The sequence below is a fragment of the Variovorax flavidus genome, assembly GCF_030317145.1.
In the GTDB taxonomy this organism is placed as follows: domain Bacteria; phylum Pseudomonadota; class Gammaproteobacteria; order Burkholderiales; family Burkholderiaceae_C; genus Variovorax; species Variovorax flavidus.
In genome coordinates this window covers 169,421-188,632 of the sequence record NZ_JASZYE010000006.1, presented here as the reverse complement: position 1 = coordinate 188,632, position 19,212 = coordinate 169,421, and the positions used below count along the sequence as shown (strand labels likewise).

The 19,212-nt window shown below is 67.2% G+C and carries 17 protein-coding genes; 10 read left to right on the top strand and 7 right to left on the bottom strand.

Going from position 1 to position 19,212, the window contains the following annotated elements; translation table 11 throughout:
- The first annotated feature begins 67 nt into the window (after window positions 1–67).
- Window positions 68–973: a LysR family transcriptional regulator gene (locus tag QTH90_RS24600; protein WP_286667182.1), complete on the top strand. Its 906-nt coding sequence runs from the start codon at window positions 68–70 to the stop codon at window positions 971–973.
- Between the two features lie 25 nt (window positions 974–998).
- On the opposite strand, the gene QTH90_RS24595 is transcribed toward QTH90_RS24600, so the two are convergent.
- Window positions 999–1,802 (bottom strand): exodeoxyribonuclease III, encoded by an 804-nt coding sequence (locus tag QTH90_RS24595; RefSeq protein WP_286667181.1) that lies wholly within the window; start codon window positions 1,800–1,802, stop codon window positions 999–1,001.
- 13 nt (window positions 1,803–1,815) lie between these two features.
- Between QTH90_RS24595 and pyrE the strand changes: the two genes are divergently transcribed.
- Window positions 1,816–2,499, top strand: coding sequence for an orotate phosphoribosyltransferase (gene pyrE / locus QTH90_RS24590; protein ID WP_286667180.1), 684 nt, complete (start codon window positions 1,816–1,818; stop codon window positions 2,497–2,499).
- A 21-nt stretch (window positions 2,500–2,520) separates the two neighbouring features.
- The gene (locus tag QTH90_RS24585) at window positions 2,521–3,195 is read left to right on the top strand and encodes a DUF4124 domain-containing protein (RefSeq protein WP_286667179.1); all 675 of its coding nucleotides are present in this window, start codon (window positions 2,521–2,523) and stop codon (window positions 3,193–3,195) included.
- Window positions 3,196–3,321: 126 nt separating this feature from the next.
- Here QTH90_RS24585 and gatB read toward each other — a convergent pair whose 3' ends face one another.
- From gatB to gatC, 3 genes are read right to left on the bottom strand one after another with little or no spacing between them, the layout of a single operon-like run.
- The gene (gatB, locus tag QTH90_RS24580) at window positions 3,322–4,809 is read right to left on the bottom strand and encodes an Asp-tRNA(Asn)/Glu-tRNA(Gln) amidotransferase subunit GatB (protein ID WP_286667178.1); all 1,488 of its coding nucleotides are present in this window, start codon (window positions 4,807–4,809) and stop codon (window positions 3,322–3,324) included.
- Between the two features lie 15 nt (window positions 4,810–4,824).
- On the bottom strand, window positions 4,825–6,312 hold the full coding sequence (gatA, locus tag QTH90_RS24575) for an Asp-tRNA(Asn)/Glu-tRNA(Gln) amidotransferase subunit GatA (protein WP_286667177.1): 1,488 nt from the start codon (window positions 6,310–6,312) through the stop codon (window positions 4,825–4,827).
- Window positions 6,309–6,608, bottom strand: coding sequence for an Asp-tRNA(Asn)/Glu-tRNA(Gln) amidotransferase subunit GatC (gatC, locus tag QTH90_RS24570; RefSeq protein ID WP_286667176.1), 300 nt, complete (start codon window positions 6,606–6,608; stop codon window positions 6,309–6,311). The genes gatA and gatC overlap by 4 nt, the downstream gene beginning before the upstream one ends.
- 224 nt (window positions 6,609–6,832) lie before the next feature.
- Here gatC and QTH90_RS24565 point away from each other — a divergent pair, with 224 nt between their 5' ends.
- From QTH90_RS24565 to mrdA, 4 genes are all read left to right on the top strand, one after another.
- Window positions 6,833–7,876: a rod shape-determining protein gene (locus QTH90_RS24565; RefSeq protein ID WP_028249609.1), complete on the top strand. Its 1,044-nt coding sequence runs from the start codon at window positions 6,833–6,835 to the stop codon at window positions 7,874–7,876.
- Window positions 7,877–7,950: 74 nt separating this feature from the next.
- Complete coding sequence (mreC, locus tag QTH90_RS24560; protein WP_286667175.1) at window positions 7,951–8,934, top strand: rod shape-determining protein MreC; 984 nt, start codon at window positions 7,951–7,953, stop codon at window positions 8,932–8,934.
- On the top strand, window positions 8,931–9,452 hold the full coding sequence (gene mreD / locus QTH90_RS24555; protein WP_286667174.1) for a rod shape-determining protein MreD: 522 nt from the start codon (window positions 8,931–8,933) through the stop codon (window positions 9,450–9,452). The genes mreC and mreD overlap by 4 nt, the downstream gene beginning before the upstream one ends.
- Before the next feature lie 162 nt (window positions 9,453–9,614).
- Window positions 9,615–11,585 (top strand): penicillin-binding protein 2, encoded by a 1,971-nt coding sequence (gene mrdA / locus QTH90_RS24550; protein ID WP_286667173.1) that lies wholly within the window; start codon window positions 9,615–9,617, stop codon window positions 11,583–11,585.
- Window positions 11,586–11,621: 36 nt separating this feature from the next.
- On the opposite strand, the gene QTH90_RS24545 is transcribed toward mrdA, so the two are convergent.
- The 3 genes from QTH90_RS24545 to QTH90_RS24535 all read right to left on the bottom strand — a co-directional run bounded on the left by QTH90_RS24545 (window position 11,622) and on the right by QTH90_RS24535 (window position 16,002).
- Window positions 11,622–12,380: a sulfite exporter TauE/SafE family protein gene (locus QTH90_RS24545; protein WP_286667172.1), complete on the bottom strand. Its 759-nt coding sequence runs from the start codon at window positions 12,378–12,380 to the stop codon at window positions 11,622–11,624.
- Window positions 12,381–12,679: 299 nt separating this feature from the next.
- Entirely contained in the window at window positions 12,680–14,308 is a 1,629-nt protein-coding gene (locus QTH90_RS24540; protein ID WP_286667171.1) for a GMC family oxidoreductase, read from the bottom strand.
- A 182-nt stretch (window positions 14,309–14,490) separates the two neighbouring features.
- Window positions 14,491–16,002: a CoA-acylating methylmalonate-semialdehyde dehydrogenase gene (locus QTH90_RS24535; RefSeq protein ID WP_286667255.1), complete on the bottom strand. Its 1,512-nt coding sequence runs from the start codon at window positions 16,000–16,002 to the stop codon at window positions 14,491–14,493.
- A 194-nt stretch (window positions 16,003–16,196) separates the two neighbouring features.
- On the opposite strand from QTH90_RS24535, the gene QTH90_RS24530 reads away from it, so the two are divergent.
- The 3 genes from QTH90_RS24530 to QTH90_RS24520 are packed head-to-tail and all read left to right on the top strand — an operon-like array spanning window position 16,197 to window position 19,203.
- Window positions 16,197–17,366, top strand: a complete 1,170-nt coding sequence (locus QTH90_RS24530; RefSeq protein WP_286667170.1) for an MlaE family ABC transporter permease — start codon at window positions 16,197–16,199, stop codon at window positions 17,364–17,366.
- Complete coding sequence (locus QTH90_RS24525; protein ID WP_286667169.1) at window positions 17,363–18,220, top strand: ABC transporter ATP-binding protein; 858 nt, start codon at window positions 17,363–17,365, stop codon at window positions 18,218–18,220. The genes QTH90_RS24530 and QTH90_RS24525 overlap by 4 nt, the downstream gene beginning before the upstream one ends.
- Window positions 18,221–18,225: 5 nt before the next feature.
- Window positions 18,226–19,203 carry an MlaD family protein gene (locus QTH90_RS24520; RefSeq protein WP_286667168.1) on the top strand — a complete coding sequence of 326 codons (978 nt, stop codon included), beginning with the start codon at window positions 18,226–18,228 and terminating at the stop codon, window positions 19,201–19,203.
- Window positions 19,204–19,212 lie beyond the last annotated feature (9 nt).

Here is a 19,212-nt window from a genome sequence, read left to right as displayed (position 1 = left end):
GCGGATTAGACAGAGCCTTCGATCATTTGGGAAATTTAGATGTCGTATGGATTTATCATGAAGTGGTATGAATCTATCGGTCCGCCAGATGCGCGCTTTTCTGCACGTCGCGCGCATGGGCAACTTCACCCGCGCGGCCGAGCAGGCACACATGACGCAGGCCGGCCTGAGCACGCTGGTGCGAGAGATGGAGCGTCAGTTGGGCTGCCGCCTGTTCGATCGCACGACGCGCATGGTCAGTCTCACGGGGGCAGGGCGGCGGCTGCTGCCGGTGGTCGAAAGGGTCGTGACGGATCTGGACGACGTCACCGCGCAACTCGGCGTCGAAGGTGACGCGGCGCGCCAGACCTTGCGCATCGCCGCCACGCCGCTGGTGTCATCTCACCTGTTGCCGCAGGTCTTCCATCAGTTCCGCGAGAGCCATCCGAAGGTCAGCCTGAAGCTGTTCGATGCCGACTTGCGCGACGTCGAGGCGATGGTCGTGAGCGGCGAGGCGGACATGGGTCTGGGATTCTTCTTCAAGGCTGCGCCGGGGCTGGATCGAGTGCCGGTCGGGCGCTTCCACCTGATGCGCGTGGCCGCGGCGGAGTCGGAAGAGGCATCGCTCGCCACTGGAACCGCGCCCTGGTCGGCGTTGCGGTCGGCCGAGCTGATCGGGCTGCCGCAGAGCAATCCGATCCAGAAGGTCATCGACGTGCAGCTCGGCGCGATCGGCCGGGCCGACGCACAACGGCAGGCCTTCAACTTCTTCGGCACGCTGATCTCGATGGTCGAGTCCGGATTCGGCACGGCCGTGATGCCGACCTTCGCGCTGGCAGCCTGCCGGCGGCATCGCGTGCGCACCGACGTGCTGGTCAAGCCGAAGGTGGAGCTGGACTTCTACCGCATCACCAAGCGCGGCGCCCACGAGAGCGAGGCCATGCGCTCCTTCAGCGACACCCTGGTCAAGGCGCTGCCGGCGCTGTCGCGCTAGCAGGCCGGTCCGGGCGCATCTCGCTTCACAGCGTGAAGTCGTAGTCCACCGTGATCGGCGCGTGGTCGCTGAACTTGATCGTCTTGAAGATCGATTCGTTGAGGGCGAGCTTGGCGAGCTTCGGCGTGGCCAGGTGGTAATCCAGCCGCCATCCCACGTTCTTGGCGTAGGCCTGTCCGCGGTTGCTCCACCAGGTGTAGGCCTCGTCGGTGGTCTCGGGCTTGAGCATCCGGTACACGTCGACCAGGCCGGCGCCCTCCGCCCCGGCGTCCAGCAGGTTCGTCATCCAGGCGCGTTCCTCGGGCAGGAAGCCGCTGTTCTTCTGGTTGCCGCGCCAGTTCTTCAGGTCGATCTCCTTGTGCGCGATGTTGATGTCGCCGCACAGGATGAAGTCGCGCTCGCGCTTCAGCGCGATCAGGTGGGGGAAGAAGCCCTTCAGGAAGCGGAACTTGGCCGCCTGCCGCTCTTCGCCGGACGAGCCGCTCGGGAAGTAGCAGCTGATGATCGACAGCTTGCGTTTCGGGGTGTCGAAGCGCAGTTCGAGGTAGCGGCCTTCGGCGTCGAACTCGGGGTCGCCCCAACCGACGACCACGTCGCTGGGTGCGTGCTTCGAATAGACCGCGGTGCCCGCGTAGCCCTTCTTCTCCGCGAAATGGAAATGGCCCTTGAGCCCCGCCATCTCCTCGAAGCGGCCTTCGATGTCGCTCGCCTGGACTCGGATTTCCTGCATGCAAATACAATCCGGCGCCAGTTCGGCGACCCAGTCGGCAACGCCTTTGGTGGCTGCCGATCGCAGGCCGTTGAGGTTGAGGCTGGTCAGTTTGAACACAAGGACATTCCCTATGGCTGAAGAGATTGGAGAGGGCGGCGCGCTCGCACAGGAATTCGTGCAGTTCGCGCTGGAGTCGGGGGTGCTGCGTTTCGGCCAGTACAAGACCAAGGCCGGTCGGATCAGCCCCTATTTTTTCAACGCGGGCCTGTTCGACGACGGCGCCAAGCTCGCGCGGCTCGCCGGATTCTATGCAGACCGGTTGATGGCCAGCGGCCTGGAGTTCGACATGATCTTCGGCCCGGCCTACAAGGGCATTCCGCTGGGCGCGACGGTGGCCGCCGAGCTTGCGCGGCGCGGCCGCAACGTGCCTTTTGCGTACAACCGCAAGGAAGCCAAGGACCACGGCGAAGGCGGCACGCTGGTCGGTGCGCCGCTCAAGGGGCGGGTGCTGATCGTCGATGACGTGATGTCCGCCGGCACGGCGGTGCGCGAATCGATCGCCGCCATCCGTGGCGCCGGCGCCACGCCGCACGCCGTCGCCATCGCGCTGGATCGGCAGGAAAAAGCAACGGAAAACGGCGTGGATGTGGACCACAGCGCTGTGCAGTACGTCCGCAACCAACTCGGCATGCACGTTATTGCCATCGCAACGCTTGACGACTTGTTACAGTACCTCTCAGGCCGCGCGGATGACGAACTGGGCGCCCATCGCCAGGACGTGCTGGCGTACAGGGCCCGGTACGGCGCCGGCTGATGCAACCTGTCTGAAGGATTGATGTTGGCGAGAACCCACGCACTGTATGCATCTCTGGCGCTCTCGCTGGCTGCGGCCGGTGCGGTGCACGCACAGCAACCCCAGGCCGCCACGCGCCCGGCGACCAGTGCAGCAGGTGCCGGCCCCGGCATCTACAGCTGCACCGATGCAAAGGGCCGCACGATCACCGCGGACCGGCCGATCCCCGATTGCATCGACCGCGAGCAGCGCGAGCTGAATCCGAGCGGCACCACGCGCCGCAAGATCGAACCCACCTACACGGCCCGTGAACAGGCCGAGCGGGAGGAGCGCGAGCGTCAGGCACAACTGCTGGCCGCCCGCCAGCTGGAGGAGCGCCGACGCGAACGCGCGCTGCTGATCCGCTACCCGACGCCCATGGCGCATGACCGGGAGCGCGCAGAGGCGCTGGTGCAGATCGACGTCGTGATCCAGGCCGCCCGGAAGCGCCTGAGCGAACTCGCCGACGAGCGCAAGCGAATCGACGACGAGCTGGAGTTCTACAAGAAGGACCCGAGCAAGGCGCCCGATTCGATCCGCCGCAGGGTCGATGACAACGCGCGCAGCGTGTCGGTGCAGAACCGGTTCATCGGCGAGCAGGAAGATGAAAAGAAGCGGGTGAATGCGCGCTTCGACGAAGAGCAGGCGCGTCTGAAGCCGCTTTGGGCGGCTAAATAGGCTCGCCCCCAGGCTTGCCCACTTCGTGTGGCCGCCTACCCCCTGCCGGGGGCAACACCGGCGGACCGGCTGAGCCGGTTCCGCGGTGTTTCACCAAGGGGCCGCGCTGCGCGGGCCCTGGCTCATTTAGCCTAGCTTGGCTTTTAGGAGGGCGTTGACCTGGGCGGGGTTGGCCTTGCCTTGGCTGGCCTTCATGACCTGGCCGACGAGGGCGTTGAAGGCCTTGTCCTTGCCGGCGCGGTATTCGTCGATGTTCTTCTGGTTGGTGGCCAGGACGGCGTCGATGATCGTTTCCAGGGCGCCGCTGTCGCTCATCTGCTTCAGGCCCTTGGCTTCGATGACGGCGTCCACGTCCTGGCTTTCGCCGGTCCAGAGGGCGTCGAAGACGGTGCGCGCGGCGTTGTTGGAGATGGTGTCGTCGCTGATGCGCTGGATCAGCTTGCCGAGCTGCGCGGCAGTGACCGGGGCATCGGTGATGGCGATGTCCTGCTGGTTGAGGCGGCGCGCGATCTCGCCGGTGATCCAGTTGCTGGCGAGCTTGGGGGCGGCTCCGGCGTCCACGGCGGCGTCGAAATAGCTGGCGAGGGCGGGGCTCTGCGTGAGCTGCGTGGCGTCGTATTCCGAGAGGCCGTGCTGCTGCACGTAGCGTTCGGCCATGGCGCGTGGCAGTTCGGGCATCCCGGCGCGCACGCGCTCGATCCACTCGGCGGCGATCGCCAGCGGCGGCAGGTCGGGGTCGGGGAAGTAGCGGTAGTCGGCCGCGTCTTCCTTGGTGCGCATGGCGCGGGTCTCGCCGGTGTCGGGGTCGAACAGCACCGTGGCCTGCTGGATCTGGCGGCCTTCCTCGATCTCCTCGATCTGCCAGCGGATCTCGTAGTCGATCGCCTGCTGCATGAACTTGAAGCTGTTGAGGTTCTTGATCTCGCGGCGGGTGCCCAGCGGCGCACCGGGCCTGCGCACCGAGACGTTGGCGTCGCAGCGGAAGCTGCCTTCCTGCATATTGCCGTCGCAGATGCCGATCCAGGTGACGATCTTGTGCAGCTCGCGCGCATAGGCCACGGCCTCGGCGGTGGAACGCATGTCGGGCTCGGTCACGATCTCCAGCAGCGGTGTGCCGGCACGGTTCAGGTCGATGCCCGACTGGCCGATGAAGTCCTCGTGCAGCGACTTGCCGGCGTCTTCCTCGAGGTGCGCGCGCACCAGGCGCACGGTCTTCTCCTCGTCGCCGAGGAAGAAGCTCACCGAGCCGCCCTGCACGACGGGGATCTCGAACTGGCTGATCTGGTAGCCCTTGGGCAGGTCGGGATAGAAGTAGTTCTTGCGCGCGAACACGCTGCGCGGCGCGATGTGCGAGCCGAGCGCGAGGCCGAGGCGGATGGCGCGCTCGACGGCGCCCTTGTTCATCACCGGCAGGGTGCCGGGCAGCGCGAGGTCGACCGCGCAGGCCTGCGTGTTGGGCTCGGCGCCGAAGGCGGTGGAGGCGCGGCTGAAGATCTTCGACGCGGTGGAAAGCTGGGCGTGCGTCTCGAAGCCGATGATGACTTCGTAGCCGCGCACCAGCGGGCCGGTCGGACGTCCGCTCTGCGCGGCTTCGAAAGTGTTGATTTCGCTCATGTCAGTTCTTCGCCATCAATAGCCGGCCGGCGCGCGCTGGTGCCAGTCGGTGGCCTGCTGGAAGCGGTGCGCGGCGTTGAGCAACCGGGCTTCGTCCAGGTAGTTGCCGATGAGTTGCACGCCGACGGGCATGCCGCCGTCGAAGCCTGCCGGCACGCTCATGCCGGGCAGGCCCGCGAGGGATGCCGGCAGTGTGAAGATGTCGGCCAGGTAGTCGGCGACCGGATCGCCGCCGTGCTCGCCGAGCTTCCATGCGACGGTCGGCGCGGCGGGGCCGGCGATGACGTCGCACTGCTTGAACGCCTGCTGGAAGTCGTCCGCGATCATGCGGCGTACCTTCTGGGCTTGCAGGTAGTAGGCGTCGTAATAGCCGTGCGACAGCACGTAGGTGCCGATCATGATGCGGCGCTTGACCTCGTCGCCGAAGCCTTCCTCGCGCGTCTGCGCATACATGTCGGCCAGATCGCGGTAGTTGCTGGCGCGATGCCCGAACTTGACGCCGTCGAATCGGCTCAGGTTGCTCGATGCCTCGGCGGCGGCCAGGATGTAGTAGACGGGAATCGACAGTTCGGTACGCGGCAGCGTGATCTCGACGCGGCGTGCGCCGAGCTTTTCATATTCGGCCAATGCCGCATCGACCACCGCGCGCACGCCGGGCGCGACGCCGGCGCCGAGGAATTCCTTGGGCACGCCGATGCGCAGGCCTTCCAGCGAATCGCCGAGGCGGCGCGAAAAGTCTTCGGCGGGCTTGTCCAGCGAGGTCGAATCGCGGTCCGTGTCGGGGCCGCACATCGCCGAGAGCAGCAGTGCGCAATCCTCGGCCGACCGGGCCATGGGGCCGGCCTGGTCGAGGCTCGATGCGAAAGCCACCATGCCGTAGCGCGACGCGCGTCCGTAGGTAGGCTTGATGCCTGTCACGCCGCAGAACGACGCCGGCTGGCGGATCGAGCCGCCGGTGTCGGTGCCGGTCGCGGCGGGCGCCAGGCGCGCCGCGACGACGGCCGCGCTGCCGCCCGACGAACCGCCGGGAATGCGCGACGTGTCCCAGGGGTTGCGCACCGGCACGGCGCTGTCGAAGCCGACGGCGGGCACGGCGACGTTCTCGTTGGCCGAGCCCATCGCGAACTCGTCGCAGCTCAGCTTGCCGAGCGTCACGGCGCCGGCTTCTGCGAGGCGGCGCACGACGGTGGCGTCGAAGGGTGAGCGGTAGCCGGCCAGGATGCGCGAGCCGGCAGTGGTCGGCAGGTCGGCGGTGACGAAGATGTCCTTGTGCGCGATCGGCACGCCGGCCAGTGCCGGGGCATTGCCGGCGGCGATGCGGGCGTCGGCGGCGCGGGCCTGCGCCAGCGTCAGGTCTTCGTCGACCGCGACGAAAGTGCCCAGATCCTGATGTTGGCGGATGCGGGCGAGATGGTGCTGAGCGGCCTCGACGGCCGAAACCTTGCGTTCGGCCAGGGCCTTGGCCAGCTCCGCCACGCCGATCTGATGCAGTTCGGCGCTCATTCGATCACCTTCGGGACGAGGAACAGGCCGTTTTCGACCGCCGGCGCGCTGCGCTGGTTGGCTTCGCGGTTGTTCGGTTCGGTCACGACGTCTTCGGCGAGGCGAAGCGTCACGTCCTCGACGGTGGCGACCGGGTGCGCGAGCGGCTCGACGCCCGCGGTGTCGACCGCACGCATCTGCTCGACCAGGTCGAAGAAGCCGTTGATCTGGCCCAGCATGCGCTCGCTTTCGTCAGGAGCTAGCTGGAGCCGGGCAAGCGACGCGATGCGCGCAATATCGGATGAAGTGAGGGACATCGAAAAAGAGGCTGGCGGCCGTGAAAACATGGGCACTCGCAACCCGCAAAAAGGGCGCCAAAACGCGGGAGTGCCGGGGGATTCGGTTATTATCCCGCCTTTGCCGCAACCCCCGCGAACGCGGCGGCATTTGCCGCAAAAACGATTCAAACCACCCCGTCAAACGACCCAGCAAGAGGGCGACGGCCTGCCGACGCGCATGCCGTGCTCCAGAGGATTCCACAATGTTTGGAGCTTTCCGTCGGTACTTTTCTACCGACCTCGCGATCGACCTCGGCACCGCCAACACCCTGATCTTTGCTCGAAACAAGGGCATCGTCCTGGACGAACCTTCGGTCGTCGCGATCCGCCACGAAGGCGGCCCGCACGGCAAGAAGGTGATCCAGGCCGTGGGCCGCGAAGCCAAGGCGATGCTCGGCAAGGTGCCCGGCAACATCGAGGCCATCCGTCCCATGAAGGACGGCGTGATCGCCGATTTCGTGATCACCGAGCAGATGATCAAGCAGTTCATCAAGATGGTGCACCCGCGCTCGCTGCTCACGCCCAGCCCGCGCATCATCATCTGCGTGCCCTGCGGCTCGACCCAGGTCGAGCGCCGCGCCATCAAGGACGCGGCCGAAGCGGCAGGCGCCACCTCGGTCTACCTGATCGAGGAACCCATGGCCGCCGCCATCGGCGCCGGCCTGCCGGTGTCCGAGGCCAGCGGCTCGATGGTCGTCGACATCGGCGGCGGCACCACCGAAGTGGGCGTGATCTCGCTCGGCGGCATGGTCTACAAGGGCAGCGTCCGCGTCGGCGGCGACCGCTTCGACGAGGCCATCATCAACTACATCCGCCGCAACTACGGCATGCTGATCGGCGAGCCGACGGCCGAAGTCATCAAGAAGAGCATCGGCTCCGCCTTCCCGGGTTCCGAGGTCAAGGAAATGGAAGTCAAGGGCCGCAACCTCAGCGAAGGCGTGCCGCGCAGCTTCACCATCAGCAGCAACGAAGTGCTGGAAGCGCTGACCGATCCCCTCAACAACATCGTCTCGGCCGTCAAGAACGCGCTGGAGCAGACGCCGCCCGAACTGGGCGCCGACATCGCCGAGCGCGGGATGATGCTGACCGGTGGCGGCGCGCTGCTGCGCGACCTCGACCGGCTGCTGGCCGAGGAAACCGGCCTGCCAGTGCTCGTCGCCGAGGATCCGCTGACCTGCGTGGTGCGAGGTTGCGGTATCGCACTCGAGCGCATGGACAGGCTCGGAAGCATCTTCACGAGCGAATAATGCGTCTGATGCGCAGATGGCCGGCCCGCGTTTGCGCAGGGCCGGCTTTTTCAATTTAAAAGCACTCTCCCGCCATGCCGCTCGGTACGCTTGATCGCACCGCGCCACCCTTGTTCAACCAGGGGCCTTCGGCGCTCAGCAAGCTGATCTTCTTCAGCGCGCTCGCGCTGTTCCTGATGGTGGCGGATGCGCGTTTCCACATCGTGCAGCCGGTCCGCACGGCCATCGGCGCGGTGCTCTATCCCATCCAGTGGCTGGCGCTCAAGCCGGTTCAACTCGCAGTGGGGGGCAGCCGCTACCTCGAAGACCTGCAGACGGCGCAAAGCCACGAAGCGGATGCCCGCAAGGCGCTCGCGCTGCAGTCCGAGCGCGCCAGCCAGGCCGATACGCTCGCGCAGGAAAACGCGCGGCTGCGCGCGATGCTCGAGCTGCGCGAAACCACGCAGACCCCCGGCAGGGTGGCCGAGGTGCTCTATGACACCGCCGACCCGTACACCCGCAAGCTGGTGATCGACCAGGGGCTCACGAACGGCATCGCGGCCGGTTCGCCCGTGATCGACGAGCACGGCGTGCTCGGGCAGGTCACGCAGGTGCAGCCGTTCACGAGCGAGATCACGCTGGTGATCGACCGCGATCTTTCCATTCCCGTGCAGAACGTGCGCACCGGCGCGCGCAGCGTGGCCTTCGGCGACGCGAGTGCCCACGGGGGCGGGCTCGAATTGCGCTTCATGGCCGCCAACGCCGATCTGCAGGAGGGCGACCTTCTCACCACGAGCGGCGTCGACGGCGTCTATCCGCCCGGCCTGCCGGTCGCGAAGATCGACCGCATCGAGCGCCGCGCCGACTCCGCCTTCGCCCGCATCCATTGCGTGCCGGTGGGCCACGTGACGGCGGCGCGCTACGTGCTCGTGCTGGCGCCCACTGGTGGGCAAGCCGCGCCCCGCCCGGCCGCCGCTGCGACCGCCGCGGCCGCCAGCCCTGCCGCCAAGAAGAGGGCCGACGCCAAGGCTGACAAGGCCGATGCCAAGGCCGACAAGAAGGCAAAGGCACCGCGATGATCATGCGTCCCGGCCAGCAGCAGCTTCTGCTGCCCGTCAGCCCGCTCTTCATGTGGCTCAGCCTCATCGCTGCGCTGCTGTTCAACATGGTGCCGCTGGGCCGTGCCGCGTGGACGCCCGACCTGCTCGCGCTGGTGATCGTGTTCTGGAGCGTTCACCAGCCCATGCGCATCGGCATCGGCGCGGCCTTCGTGTTCGGCCTGCTGATGGATGTGCACCAGGCCGCCATGCTGGGCCAGCATGCGCTGTCCTACACCACGCTGGGCTTCTTCGCGATCATGATCCACCGCCGGCTGCTGTGGTTTCCGGTGATCTCGCAGGCGCTGCAGGTGCTGCCGCTGTTCGCGTTGTCGCATCTGATCGAACTCGCGATCCGCATGATTGGCGGCGGCGTGTTTCCGGGGTGGTCGCTGCTGATCGCGCCCGTCTTTGAAGCCGCCTTGTGGCCACTGGTCAGCCTCGCCTTGCTGGCGCCGCAACGCCGGACGCCGGAACCGGATGCGAACCGGCCGCTCTAACTGGGCTCGCCCCCAGGCTTCGCGCACTTCGTGTCGCTTCGCCTTCCCCCTGCCGGGGGCGGCGCGGCCGCTTCGGGCGGCCGGGCGCGGCGCGCCCCCCGACCAGGGGCTCGCTTCGCTTCGTGTTGCTTCTCCTGTTGCCCGCGCTTAAGCTGAATTTTCATGACCGAAATCCGCAATGTTGCTGCCGATCTCTCGCGCTTCCGGCGTCGGGTGATCGTGATCGGCCTTGTCGTGCTGACGGCCTTCGGGTTGTTGTGCGCGCGGCTGGTCTATCTGCAGGTGGTGCGTCATGAGGATCTCGCGGAGCAGGCCGAGAGCAATCGCACGGCGATCGTGCCGGTGGTGCCGAATCGCGGGTTGATCCTGGACCGCAGCGGGATCGTGCTGGCGTCGAACTATTCGGCCTACACGCTGGAGATCACGCCTTCGAAGGCGGGCAATCTCGAAGAGACGATCGAGAGCCTGACCGAGGTGCTGGAGATCTCGCCGCGCGACCGCCGTCGGTTCAAGCGGCTGCGGGAGGATTCGCGCAGCTTCGACTCGGTGCCGATCCGTACCCGGCTGAGCGACGAGGAAGTGGCCCGTTTCGCGGCGCAGCGCTATCGCTTCCCGGGCGTCGAGATCAAGGCGCGGCTGTTCCGCAACTATCCCAACGGCGATCTGGCGAGCCACGTGCTGGGCTACATCGGCCGCATCAACCAGGCCGAGAAGGCGGCGATGGAAGACTGGGAAGACGAGGACCTCGCCAACTACAAGGGCACCGAATACATCGGCAAGCTCGGCATCGAGCAAAGCTACGAGAAGACGCTCCATGGCCAGACCGGCGTCGAGCAGATGGAAACCTCCGCCGGCGGCCGGGCCGTGCGGCGGCTCGCGGCGCATCCGGCGACGCCGGGCAACACCGTCATGCTGTCGCTCGACATCAAGCTGCAGAAGCTGGTGGAGGACATGTATGGCGACCGGCGCGGTGCGCTCGTCGCAATGGACCCGAAGACGGGCGAAATCCTGGCCTTCGTGAGCAAGCCGACCTTCGATCCGAATCTCTTCGTCGAGGGCATCGACACGGAAAGCTGGAAGGAGCTCAGCGAATCGATCGACAAGCCGCTGCTCAATCGCGCGCTGCGCGGCACCTATCCGCCGGGCTCGACCTACAAGCCGTTCATGGCGCTCGCGGCGTTGCAGACCGGCAAGCGCGGGCCCAGCGTGGTGGTGAACGACCCGGGCTACTTCAACTTCGGCGGGCACCGCTTCGGCAGCCCCGAGGGCAACATCGGCGGCGTCGACATGCGGCGCTCGATCCAGCTGTCGAGCAACATCTATTACTACTCGCTGGCCAACGAGATGGGCGTGGACCTGATCCACGACGCGATGAAGCCGCTGGGCTTCGGCCAGATCACGGGCATCGACGTCGGCGGCGAGGTGCGCGGCGTGCTGCCCAGCACCGAGTGGAAGCGCAACGCTTACAAGCGCCCGGAGCAGAAGAAGTGGTACGCGGGCGAAACGATCTCGCTGGGCATCGGACAGGGCTACAACGCCTTCACGATGCTGCAGCTGGCGCAGGCGACGGCCATCGTGGCCGACAGCGGCATGAAGCACAAGCCGCATCTGGGGCTGGCCATCCGCGACACCGTGACCGGACAGGTCAAGCCCATCGAGCAGCCTCCGACCCAGAACCTGGGCATCACTCCCGCGAACGTCGCGGTGGTGCGTGAAGGCCTGGTGGCGGTGGTCAATGCGGGCACCGCACGCAGTGTGTTCGCCGGCGCCGGCTATCAGGCGGCGGGCAAGACCGGAACCGCGCAGGCGGTCGGAATGGCGCAGAACACCAAGTACAACGCCAAGGCGCTCGAAGAGCACCAGCGCGATCACGCGCTCTTCATGGCCTTCGCGCCGGCCAACGATCCGAAGATCGCCGTGGCCCTCATCGTCGAGAACGCGGGCTGGGGTGCGGGTGCCGCGGCGCCGATCGCGCGCCGCGTGTTCGACTACTGGCTGATGGATCAGTACCCGAGCGAGGCGGACATGGCCGCCATCCGCGTCGGCAAGGCGGCGGCGCCGATCGGCAAGCCGCGGGTCGCCAGCGAGGTCGCATGGCCGTCGACTGCCGCGACCGTGACGACTGCGCCCTGACGATCGGCGCGCCGGCCGGCCCTCCGGCGCTCACGCTCAGCGAAGAAACGCGTCGTACGCCGTCTTCAGGATCAGCGCGCCCACCACGACGATGAACACCTTGCGCACGAAGCCTGCGCCGTGCTTGATGGCCACCCGCGCGCCGATCACGCTGCCGGCCACATTGGCCACCGCCATCACCAGCCCGTAGTGCCACAGCACGTGGCCCTTGAGTCCGAGCAGCAGCAGGGCGCCCAGGTTGGTCATGGTGTTGAGCAGCTTGGCCGAGGCGGCGGCATTGAGGAAGTCGTAGCCCAGCCAGCGCACGAACAGGAACACGAAGAAGCTGCCCGTGCCGGGGCCGAAGAAGCCGTCGTACACGCCGAGCGCGAAGCCGATGGCGGCGGTGGCGATCAGCTCCGCATGGCCGCTGAAACGCGGCGCGTGATGGCGGCCCATGTCCTTGCGCGCGAGCGTGTAGAGCAGCAGCGCCACGAGGATCACGGGCAGCAGCTTGCGCAGGAAATCGCCCGGCACGACCGTCACGGCCCACGCCCCTGCGATTGACCCGGCGAAGGCGAGGGCGCCCGCCGGAAGCAGCGTGCGCCAGCGAAGCCCGACGCGATGGTGGAACTGCGCCGTGGCCGCCGCCGTGCCCCAGACCGAGGCGCTTTTGTTGGTGCCCAGCAGCGTTGCCGGCGCGGTGCCGGGCAGCACGCTGAACAGCACCGGGACCAGGATCAGGCCGCCTCCCCCCACGATTGAATCAACGAAGCCTGCGAACAGCGAGGCGAGAGTCAGCACCACAATTTCCATGGGGCGCAATTGTCTCACCCGGATTTGCTATCGATTTCGTAGCAATGATGTCAAAGCCCGTCTGTGCGGCGGGCATCCGATCGCCCAAAAGAAAAGGCGCCGACCAGCGGCGCCTTGTTCAAAAAAACGGCATCTCGTGCGGATGCCTTTTGGTCGATTGTTCTGTTTCTACTGAAGATGTCTCCTCGGTCCCCCGCGCAGCGGGCAGGCCCGTTTGCGAGTGGCGTGACTTTAGTTCGGCGCACCGTGCCAGTGCATCGGGGATTACCCGTCAGTGCAACAAATAGAAACGCGAAAAATCAACGTGCCGCTGCGAGGACCCAGCCGGCGGCCTTCTCCGCCATCATCAAGGTGGGGCTGTTGGTGTTGCCGCTGGTGATGGTGGGCATCGCGCCGGCATCGACCACGCGCAGCCCCGCGACCCCACGAACGCGCAGGCGGGAGTCCAGCACAGCCATCGGGTCGTCGTCGCGGCCCATCTTCGTGGTGCCGACCGGATGGAAGATGGTCGTGGCGATGTCGCCGGCCAGGCGCGCGAGTTCGTCGTCGCTCTGGTACTGCACGCCGGGCTTCCATTCCTCGGGGCCGTATTTGGCGAGGGCGGGTTGGGCGGCGATCCTGCGCGTGACACGCAGCGAATCGGCGGCCACCTTGCGATCCTCGTCGGTGCTCAGGTAGTTCGGCGCGATGGCCGGTGCGTCCTCGAAGCGGGGGCTCTTGATGTGCACGGTGCCGCGGCTGGTCGGGTTCAGGTTGCACACGCTGGCTGTGAAGGCCGGGAAGCTGTGCAGGGGTTCGCCGAAGGCGTCGAGCGACAGCGGCTGCACGTGGTATTCGAGGTTGGGCCACTCGTGCGCGGACGAACTGCGCGTGAACGCGCCGAGTTGCGACGGCGCCATGCTCATCGGGCCGCTGCGCTTCAGCAGGTACTCCATGCCGATCTTCGCCTTGCCGTAGAGCGAGGACGCCAGCACGTTGAGCGTGGGCGCGTCCTTGATTTTGTAGACAGCGCGGATCTGCAGGTGGTCCTGCAGGTTGGCGCCGACGCCCGGCGCGTCGAGCGCAACCTCGATGCCGTGCTGGCGCAGAAGCTCGGCTGGTCCGATGCCAGAGAGCTGCAGGATCTGCGGCGAGCCGATGCTGCCTGCGCACAGGATCACCTCGCGCGTGGCATGAGCGGTCACGGATTCGTGGCCATCCCACACCTGCGCGCCGGTGCAGCGCCGGCTGCCGTCGGCCTGCGTTTCGAGGATGAGGCGCGACACCTGGGCGCCGGTCCACAGCTCGAAATTCGGCCGGCCGTAGCAGGTGGGACGCAGGAAGGCCTTGGCGGTGTTCCAGCGCCAGCCGTTCTTCTGGTTGACCTGGAAATAGCCCACGCCTTCGTTGCTGCCGCGATTGAAGTCGGTGCTGTGCGGAACGCCCGCCTGCACCGCCGCCGCGGCAAAGGCGTCGAGGATGTCCCAGCGCAAGCGCTGCTTCTCCACCCGCCACTCGCCGCCGGCGCCATGCAGCTCGTCGGCGCCGAGGTAATAGTCCTCGTGCTTCTTGAAGGCGGGCAGCACGTTGTTCCACCGCCATTCGTCATCGCCGGTGAGCTGGGCCCACTGCTCGTAGTCGCGCGACTGGCCGCGCATGTAGATCATCCCGTTGATGCTCGACGAGCCGCCGAGCGTCTTGCCGCGCGGATAGCGCAAGGTGCGGCCGTTCAGTCCGGCATCGGGCTCGGTGTTGTAGAGCCAGTCGGTGCGCGGATTGCCGATGCAGTAGAGATAGCCGACCGGGATATGGATCCAGTGGTAGTCGTCCTTGCGGCCGGCCTCGATCAGCAGTACGCGGCATTGCTTGTCGGCGCTCAGGCGGTTGGCCATCAGCGCACCGGCTGTGCCGGCGCCGATCACGATGTAGTCGAAGGTGGTGTCGCTCATTGGCGTTGGCTTGTCTCTGCTTGTTGTGGGTGAATGTCGCCGCCAGTATGCGGCCGCCGCCAACCCCTGCGGCCGCCGCCAACCCCTGCGGCCGCCGCCGGGCCGCCCCAAGGCGAGCCGCGCCTCCCCCTCGGGGGGTGGCGAATTACACGCAGCGCAGCGAAGTGAAAAGCCGGGGGGCCCTATTTAGCTGTAGGCATCACGAACTCGGCGCCCTTGCCGATGCTCTCCGGCCAGCGCTGCATGATCGACTTCTGCTTGGTATAGAAGCGCACGCCTTCCTCGCCATAAGCATGCATGTCGCCGAAGAGGCTCTTCTTCCAGCCGCCGAAGCCATGCCATGCCATCGGCACGGGGATCGGCACGTTGATGCCCACCATGCCGACCTGGATGCGCCGCGAGAACTCGCGCGCCACATTGCCGTCGCGCGTGAAGCACGAGACGCCGTTGCCGAACTCGTGCGCGTTGATCAGGTCCACCGCTTCCTTCAGGTCGTGCACCCGCACGCAGGAGAGCACCGGCCCGAAGATCTCTTCCTTGTAGATGCGCATCTCGGGCGTGACGTTGTCGAACAGCGTGCCGCCCATCCAGAAACCGTCCTCGCAGCCTTCGCCCGCGCTCTTGCCTTCGAAGCCGCGTCCGTCCACCACCAGCTTGGCCCCTTCCTTCTCGCCCTGCGCGATGTAGCCCGTGATGCGCTCGTGCGCCGCACGCGTGACGATCGGGCCCATCTCCGCGTCGAGCTCGGTGCCGTTCTTGATCTTGAGCGACTTCGCGCGCTCCGCCAGCAGCGGCAGCACCTTGTCGGCCGCGTCGCCCACCAGCACCGCGACGCTGATCGCCATGCAGCGTTCGCCGGCCGAGCCGTAGCCGGAGCCGATCAGCGCGTCGACGGTCTGGTCGATGTCGGCGTCGGGCATCACGACCATGTGGTTCTTGGCGCCGCCAAGTGCCTGCACGCGCTTGCCGTGGCGCGCGCCGGTCTCGTAGATGTAGTTGGCGATCGGCGTCGAGCCGACGAAGCTGATGGCCTTGACGTCCGGGTGCTCCAGCAGCGCATCAACGGCTTCCTTGTCGCCCTGCACCACGTTGAACACGCCGTCGGGCAGGCCGGCTTCCTTGAGCAACTCCGCCATGCGCAGCGAGGGGCTCGGATCGGTCGGGCTGGGCTTGAGCACGAAGGTGTTGCCCGCCGCGATCGCGACCGGGAACATCCACATCGGCACCATCACCGGGAAGTTGAAGGGCGTGATGCCCGCCACCACGCCGAGCGGCTGGCGCAGCGTCCAGTTGTCGATGCCGGTGGAGACCTGGTCGGTGTAATCGCCCTTCAGCAACTGGGGAATGCCGCAAGCGAACTCGACGATGTCGATGCCGCGCGTGACCTCGCCTTGCGCGTCGGTGAAGACCTTGCCGTGCTCGGCGGTGATCAGGTGCGCGAGTTCGTCGCGATGCTTGTTCAGCAGTTCGAGGAACTTGAACATCACGCGCGCGCGGCGGATCGGCGGCGTATCGGCCCATGCGGGAAAGGCGGCCTGTGCGGCGGCGACTGCCGCATCGATGTCGGCGCGGTTGGCCAGCGCGACGCTGCCGGTCGCGGCGCCGGTGGCCGGGTTGAACACGTCCTGGGCGCGCGTGGATTTCGGGGCTGCGACGCGGCCGCCGATGTAGTGGTGGATCGGGGTCTTGCTCATCTGCATGGCGTTCTCCTGCCGGCGCGGAGGCCGGCTGATTGCGGAAATTGGGTGGGTTCGGCTCAGCCGGACATTGTGGCAAACGGGCGCGCATTGCGCGAACGCCTACGCGGACGGGGGTGGATTGCCCGGTCCGGCGCAGACGCACCCGGTTACGATGTTGCGTTCTTCGCCGCCGCACCTCACTCCGCTTCATGCCCATCGACCCGCCATCGCCCGCCGACGCGCCAGACGCGGACAGCGTGCAACCGCGCGTCGAGGAGCACGACCACGACGGCGCCCACTGGGCCATTGCAAGCGGCCGCTGGACCGCGCTGGCGATGTCGTCGCCCAGCGCGTGGGAGTCCGTCTCGCAGGATCTCGAATGCGTCCCCGCGCAGGACGATCGGCGCTGGGACCTGCGGCCCATCGAACAGCTCGATCACATCGGCGCCCAGCTGCTCTGGAATCACTGGCAGAAGGCGTGGCCGCCGCACCTCGAAATGGATTCGCAGCACAAGGCCGTGCTGGACCAGGTCGCGCTTTACACCTGCGTTGCGCCGATCGACACGAGGCCGACGCTGGCGGAGCGCTTCAAGGCCTTTGCGCACAACGGCCCGCGCATGATGTTCGTGGCGCGCGACTTCCTCCGCCTCATCGGGCAGCTCACCCTCGACGTTGGCAAGCTGATCCGGGCGCCGCACCGCGGACCGTGGCGCGACTTCTCGGGCCAGCTGTACCAGTTCGGTACCACCGCGCTGCCCATCACGGCGCTGGTGGGACTGCTCATCGGCATCGTGCTGGCTTACCTCACCTCGCAGCAGTTGCGCCAGTACGGCGCCGAGACCTTCATCGTCAACATCCTCGGCCTCTCGCTGATCCGCGAGCTGGGCCCGGTGCTGGCGGCGGTGCTCATCGCCGGGCGTTCCGGCTCCGCCATCACGGCGCAGATCGGCGTGATGCGGGTGACCGAGGAACTCGACGCCATGCGCGTGATGGGCATCCCGCACGGCTTCCGGCTGGTGATGCCGCGGGTGCTGGCGCTGGCCATCGCCATGCCGCTGATCAGCATGTGGACCTCGATGGCGGCGCTGTTCGGCGGGATGATCGCGGCCGACCTGTCGCTCGACATCTCGCCGTCGTACTTCCTCTCGGCCCTGCCGCGCGCGGTGCCGTTGTCGAACCTCTGGCTCGCGATGTCGAAGTCGGCGGTGTTCGGCATCCTGATCGCGTTGATCGGCTGCTATTTCGGCATGAAGGTGAAGCCCAACACGGAGAGCCTCGGCCGCGGCACCACCTCCTCGGTCGTGACCTCGATCACCATCGTGATCCTGGTCGACGCGCTCTTCGCCGTGCTGTTCAAGGGTGTGGGGCTGCGCGCATGACCGATACCCCGAACAGCAGCGACGCGACGAGCGTCGTCGAGATCCGCAAGCTCTGGACCGTGTTCAAGTCGCCCGACGGCGACCAGGTGGTGCACCGCGATCTCGACCTGACGATCATGCGCGGCGAGGTGCTGTCGCTCGTGGGCGGGTCGGGCACCGGCAAGACCGTGCTGCTGCGCCAGATCCTCGGGCTGGAGCACCCGAGCAAGGGCCAGGTCAGCGTGCTTGGCCGGCCGCCGGGGCAACTCAGCGCGATGGGGGCGGCCAACGTCGGCATGCTGTTCCAGCATGGCGCGCTGTTCTCCGCCTTCAGCGTGCTCGACAACATCGCGTTCCCGCTGCGGGAACTCAAGCTGCTGCCCGACGACCTGATTCGCGATGCGGCCCTGGTCAAGCTGCAGATGGTCGGATTGAGTCCGCAGCAGGCGACCAAGAGCCCGTCGGACCTGTCCGGCGGGATGATCAAGCGCGTGGCGCTGGCCCGGGCCCTGATCATGGACCCGCCGCTGCTGCTGCTCGACGAGCCCACCGCCGGCCTGGACCCCGAGAGCGCCGACGGCTTCTGCGACCTGCTGCGCGGCCTGCACCGCGAGCTCGGCCTCACGGTGGTGATGGTCACGCACGACCTCGACACCCTGTTCGACCTGAGCACCCGCATCGCGGTGCTGGCCGACCAGAAGGTCATCGTCGCCGGGACGGCGCGCGACGTGATCGCATATCCGCATCCGTTCATCCACGAGTACTTTCTCGGCGGCCGTGGCCAGCGTGCCATGGAAGCCCTGCATGACGGGTCGGCGCCCGTGGCCCTCACGGGACGGCCATCGGGCAGCCAGGCCCCCTCAACTGAAAGGTAGACGCCATGGAAAACAAGGCCCACGCCCTCGCTGCCGGCGCCTTCGTGCTTGGCCTGATTGCCGTGCTCGTTGCGCTGGTCGTCTGGCTCACGCGCGACGACACCGTGCGCAACCTCTACGAGCTCTCCACGCGTGATCCGGTCAGCGGGCTGCAGCCGCAGGCGATGGTGCGCTACCGCGGCATCGCCGTCGGCAAGGTCGCGTCGATCGACTTCGACCCGAAGGTGAAGGGCAATGTGCGCGTGCGCATCACGGTCGACGAGCGCGTGCCGCTCACGACCTCGACCTTCGCGACGCTCAGCTACCAGGGCGTGACGGGCCTGGCCTTCATCGCGCTCGACGACAAGGGCGAATCGCAGGTGGCGCTCGTGCCCAACAACGACGAGCCGCCACGCATCCCGCTCAAGCCCTCGCTGCTCGCCCAATTGCAGGATCGCGGCGAGGCGATCATCGGCAAGGTCGAGGAAGCGACCCGGCGTGTCAACACGCTGCTGGGCGACGACAACCAGAAGCGCATCGCCGACGCGCTGGAGAGCATCTCGCTCGCCGCGGCCAGTGCCAACCAGCTCACGCAGTCGCTGGACAACACGGTGAAGACGGGGCTCAACCCGGCGCTGAAGGCCCTGCCTCCGCTGGTGGACCGGACCAAGGACACGATGATCACCGTCAAGGCCGCCGCTTCCGACGTCTCCCGCGTGGCGAACAACCTCAACACCACCGTCGGCCGGCTCAACGCCGCGGACGGACCGATCGACCGGCTGGGCGACGGCACCAAGGCGCTGTCGCAGGCCGTGGAGTCCTTCAACAACGCGACGCTGCCGCGTGTGAATCGCGTGGCGGACGATACCTCCCGCGCCGTGCGCCGGCTCGGGCGCGCGGCCGACAGCATCAACGACAACCCGCAATCGCTGCTGTTCGGCAACGGCGGTGCCCTCGCGGGCCCGGGCGAGCCCGGCTTCTCCGCACCCGCCGCACGCCCCTGAAGGTAATGA

Coding starts and splice junctions, on each gene's coding strand:
- gatA (WP_286667177.1), bottom strand. CDS start 6,312: ATGAGCGCCGAACTGCATCAGATCGGCGTGGCGGAGCTGGCCAAGGCC.
- QTH90_RS24520 (WP_286667168.1), top strand. CDS start 18,226: ATGGAAAACAAGGCCCACGCCCTCGCTGCCGGCGCCTTCGTGCTTGGC.
- QTH90_RS24535 (WP_286667255.1), bottom strand. CDS start 16,002: ATGAGCAAGACCCCGATCCACCACTACATCGGCGGCCGCGTCGCAGCC.
- QTH90_RS24600 (WP_286667182.1), top strand. CDS start 68: ATGAATCTATCGGTCCGCCAGATGCGCGCTTTTCTGCACGTCGCGCGC.
- QTH90_RS24540 (WP_286667171.1), bottom strand. CDS start 14,308: ATGAGCGACACCACCTTCGACTACATCGTGATCGGCGCCGGCACAGCC.
- QTH90_RS24525 (WP_286667169.1), top strand. CDS start 17,363: ATGACCGATACCCCGAACAGCAGCGACGCGACGAGCGTCGTCGAGATC.
- QTH90_RS24565 (WP_028249609.1), top strand. CDS start 6,833: ATGTTTGGAGCTTTCCGTCGGTACTTTTCTACCGACCTCGCGATCGAC.
- pyrE (WP_286667180.1), top strand. CDS start 1,816: ATGGCTGAAGAGATTGGAGAGGGCGGCGCGCTCGCACAGGAATTCGTG.
- QTH90_RS24545 (WP_286667172.1), bottom strand. CDS start 12,380: ATGGAAATTGTGGTGCTGACTCTCGCCTCGCTGTTCGCAGGCTTCGTT.
- gatB (WP_286667178.1), bottom strand. CDS start 4,809: ATGAGCGAAATCAACACTTTCGAAGCCGCGCAGAGCGGACGTCCGACC.
- mreD (WP_286667174.1), top strand. CDS start 8,931: ATGATCATGCGTCCCGGCCAGCAGCAGCTTCTGCTGCCCGTCAGCCCG.
- QTH90_RS24585 (WP_286667179.1), top strand. CDS start 2,521: ATGTTGGCGAGAACCCACGCACTGTATGCATCTCTGGCGCTCTCGCTG.
- gatC (WP_286667176.1), bottom strand. CDS start 6,608: ATGTCCCTCACTTCATCCGATATTGCGCGCATCGCGTCGCTTGCCCGG.
- QTH90_RS24530 (WP_286667170.1), top strand. CDS start 16,197: ATGCCCATCGACCCGCCATCGCCCGCCGACGCGCCAGACGCGGACAGC.
- mreC (WP_286667175.1), top strand. CDS start 7,951: ATGCCGCTCGGTACGCTTGATCGCACCGCGCCACCCTTGTTCAACCAG.
- mrdA (WP_286667173.1), top strand. CDS start 9,615: ATGACCGAAATCCGCAATGTTGCTGCCGATCTCTCGCGCTTCCGGCGT.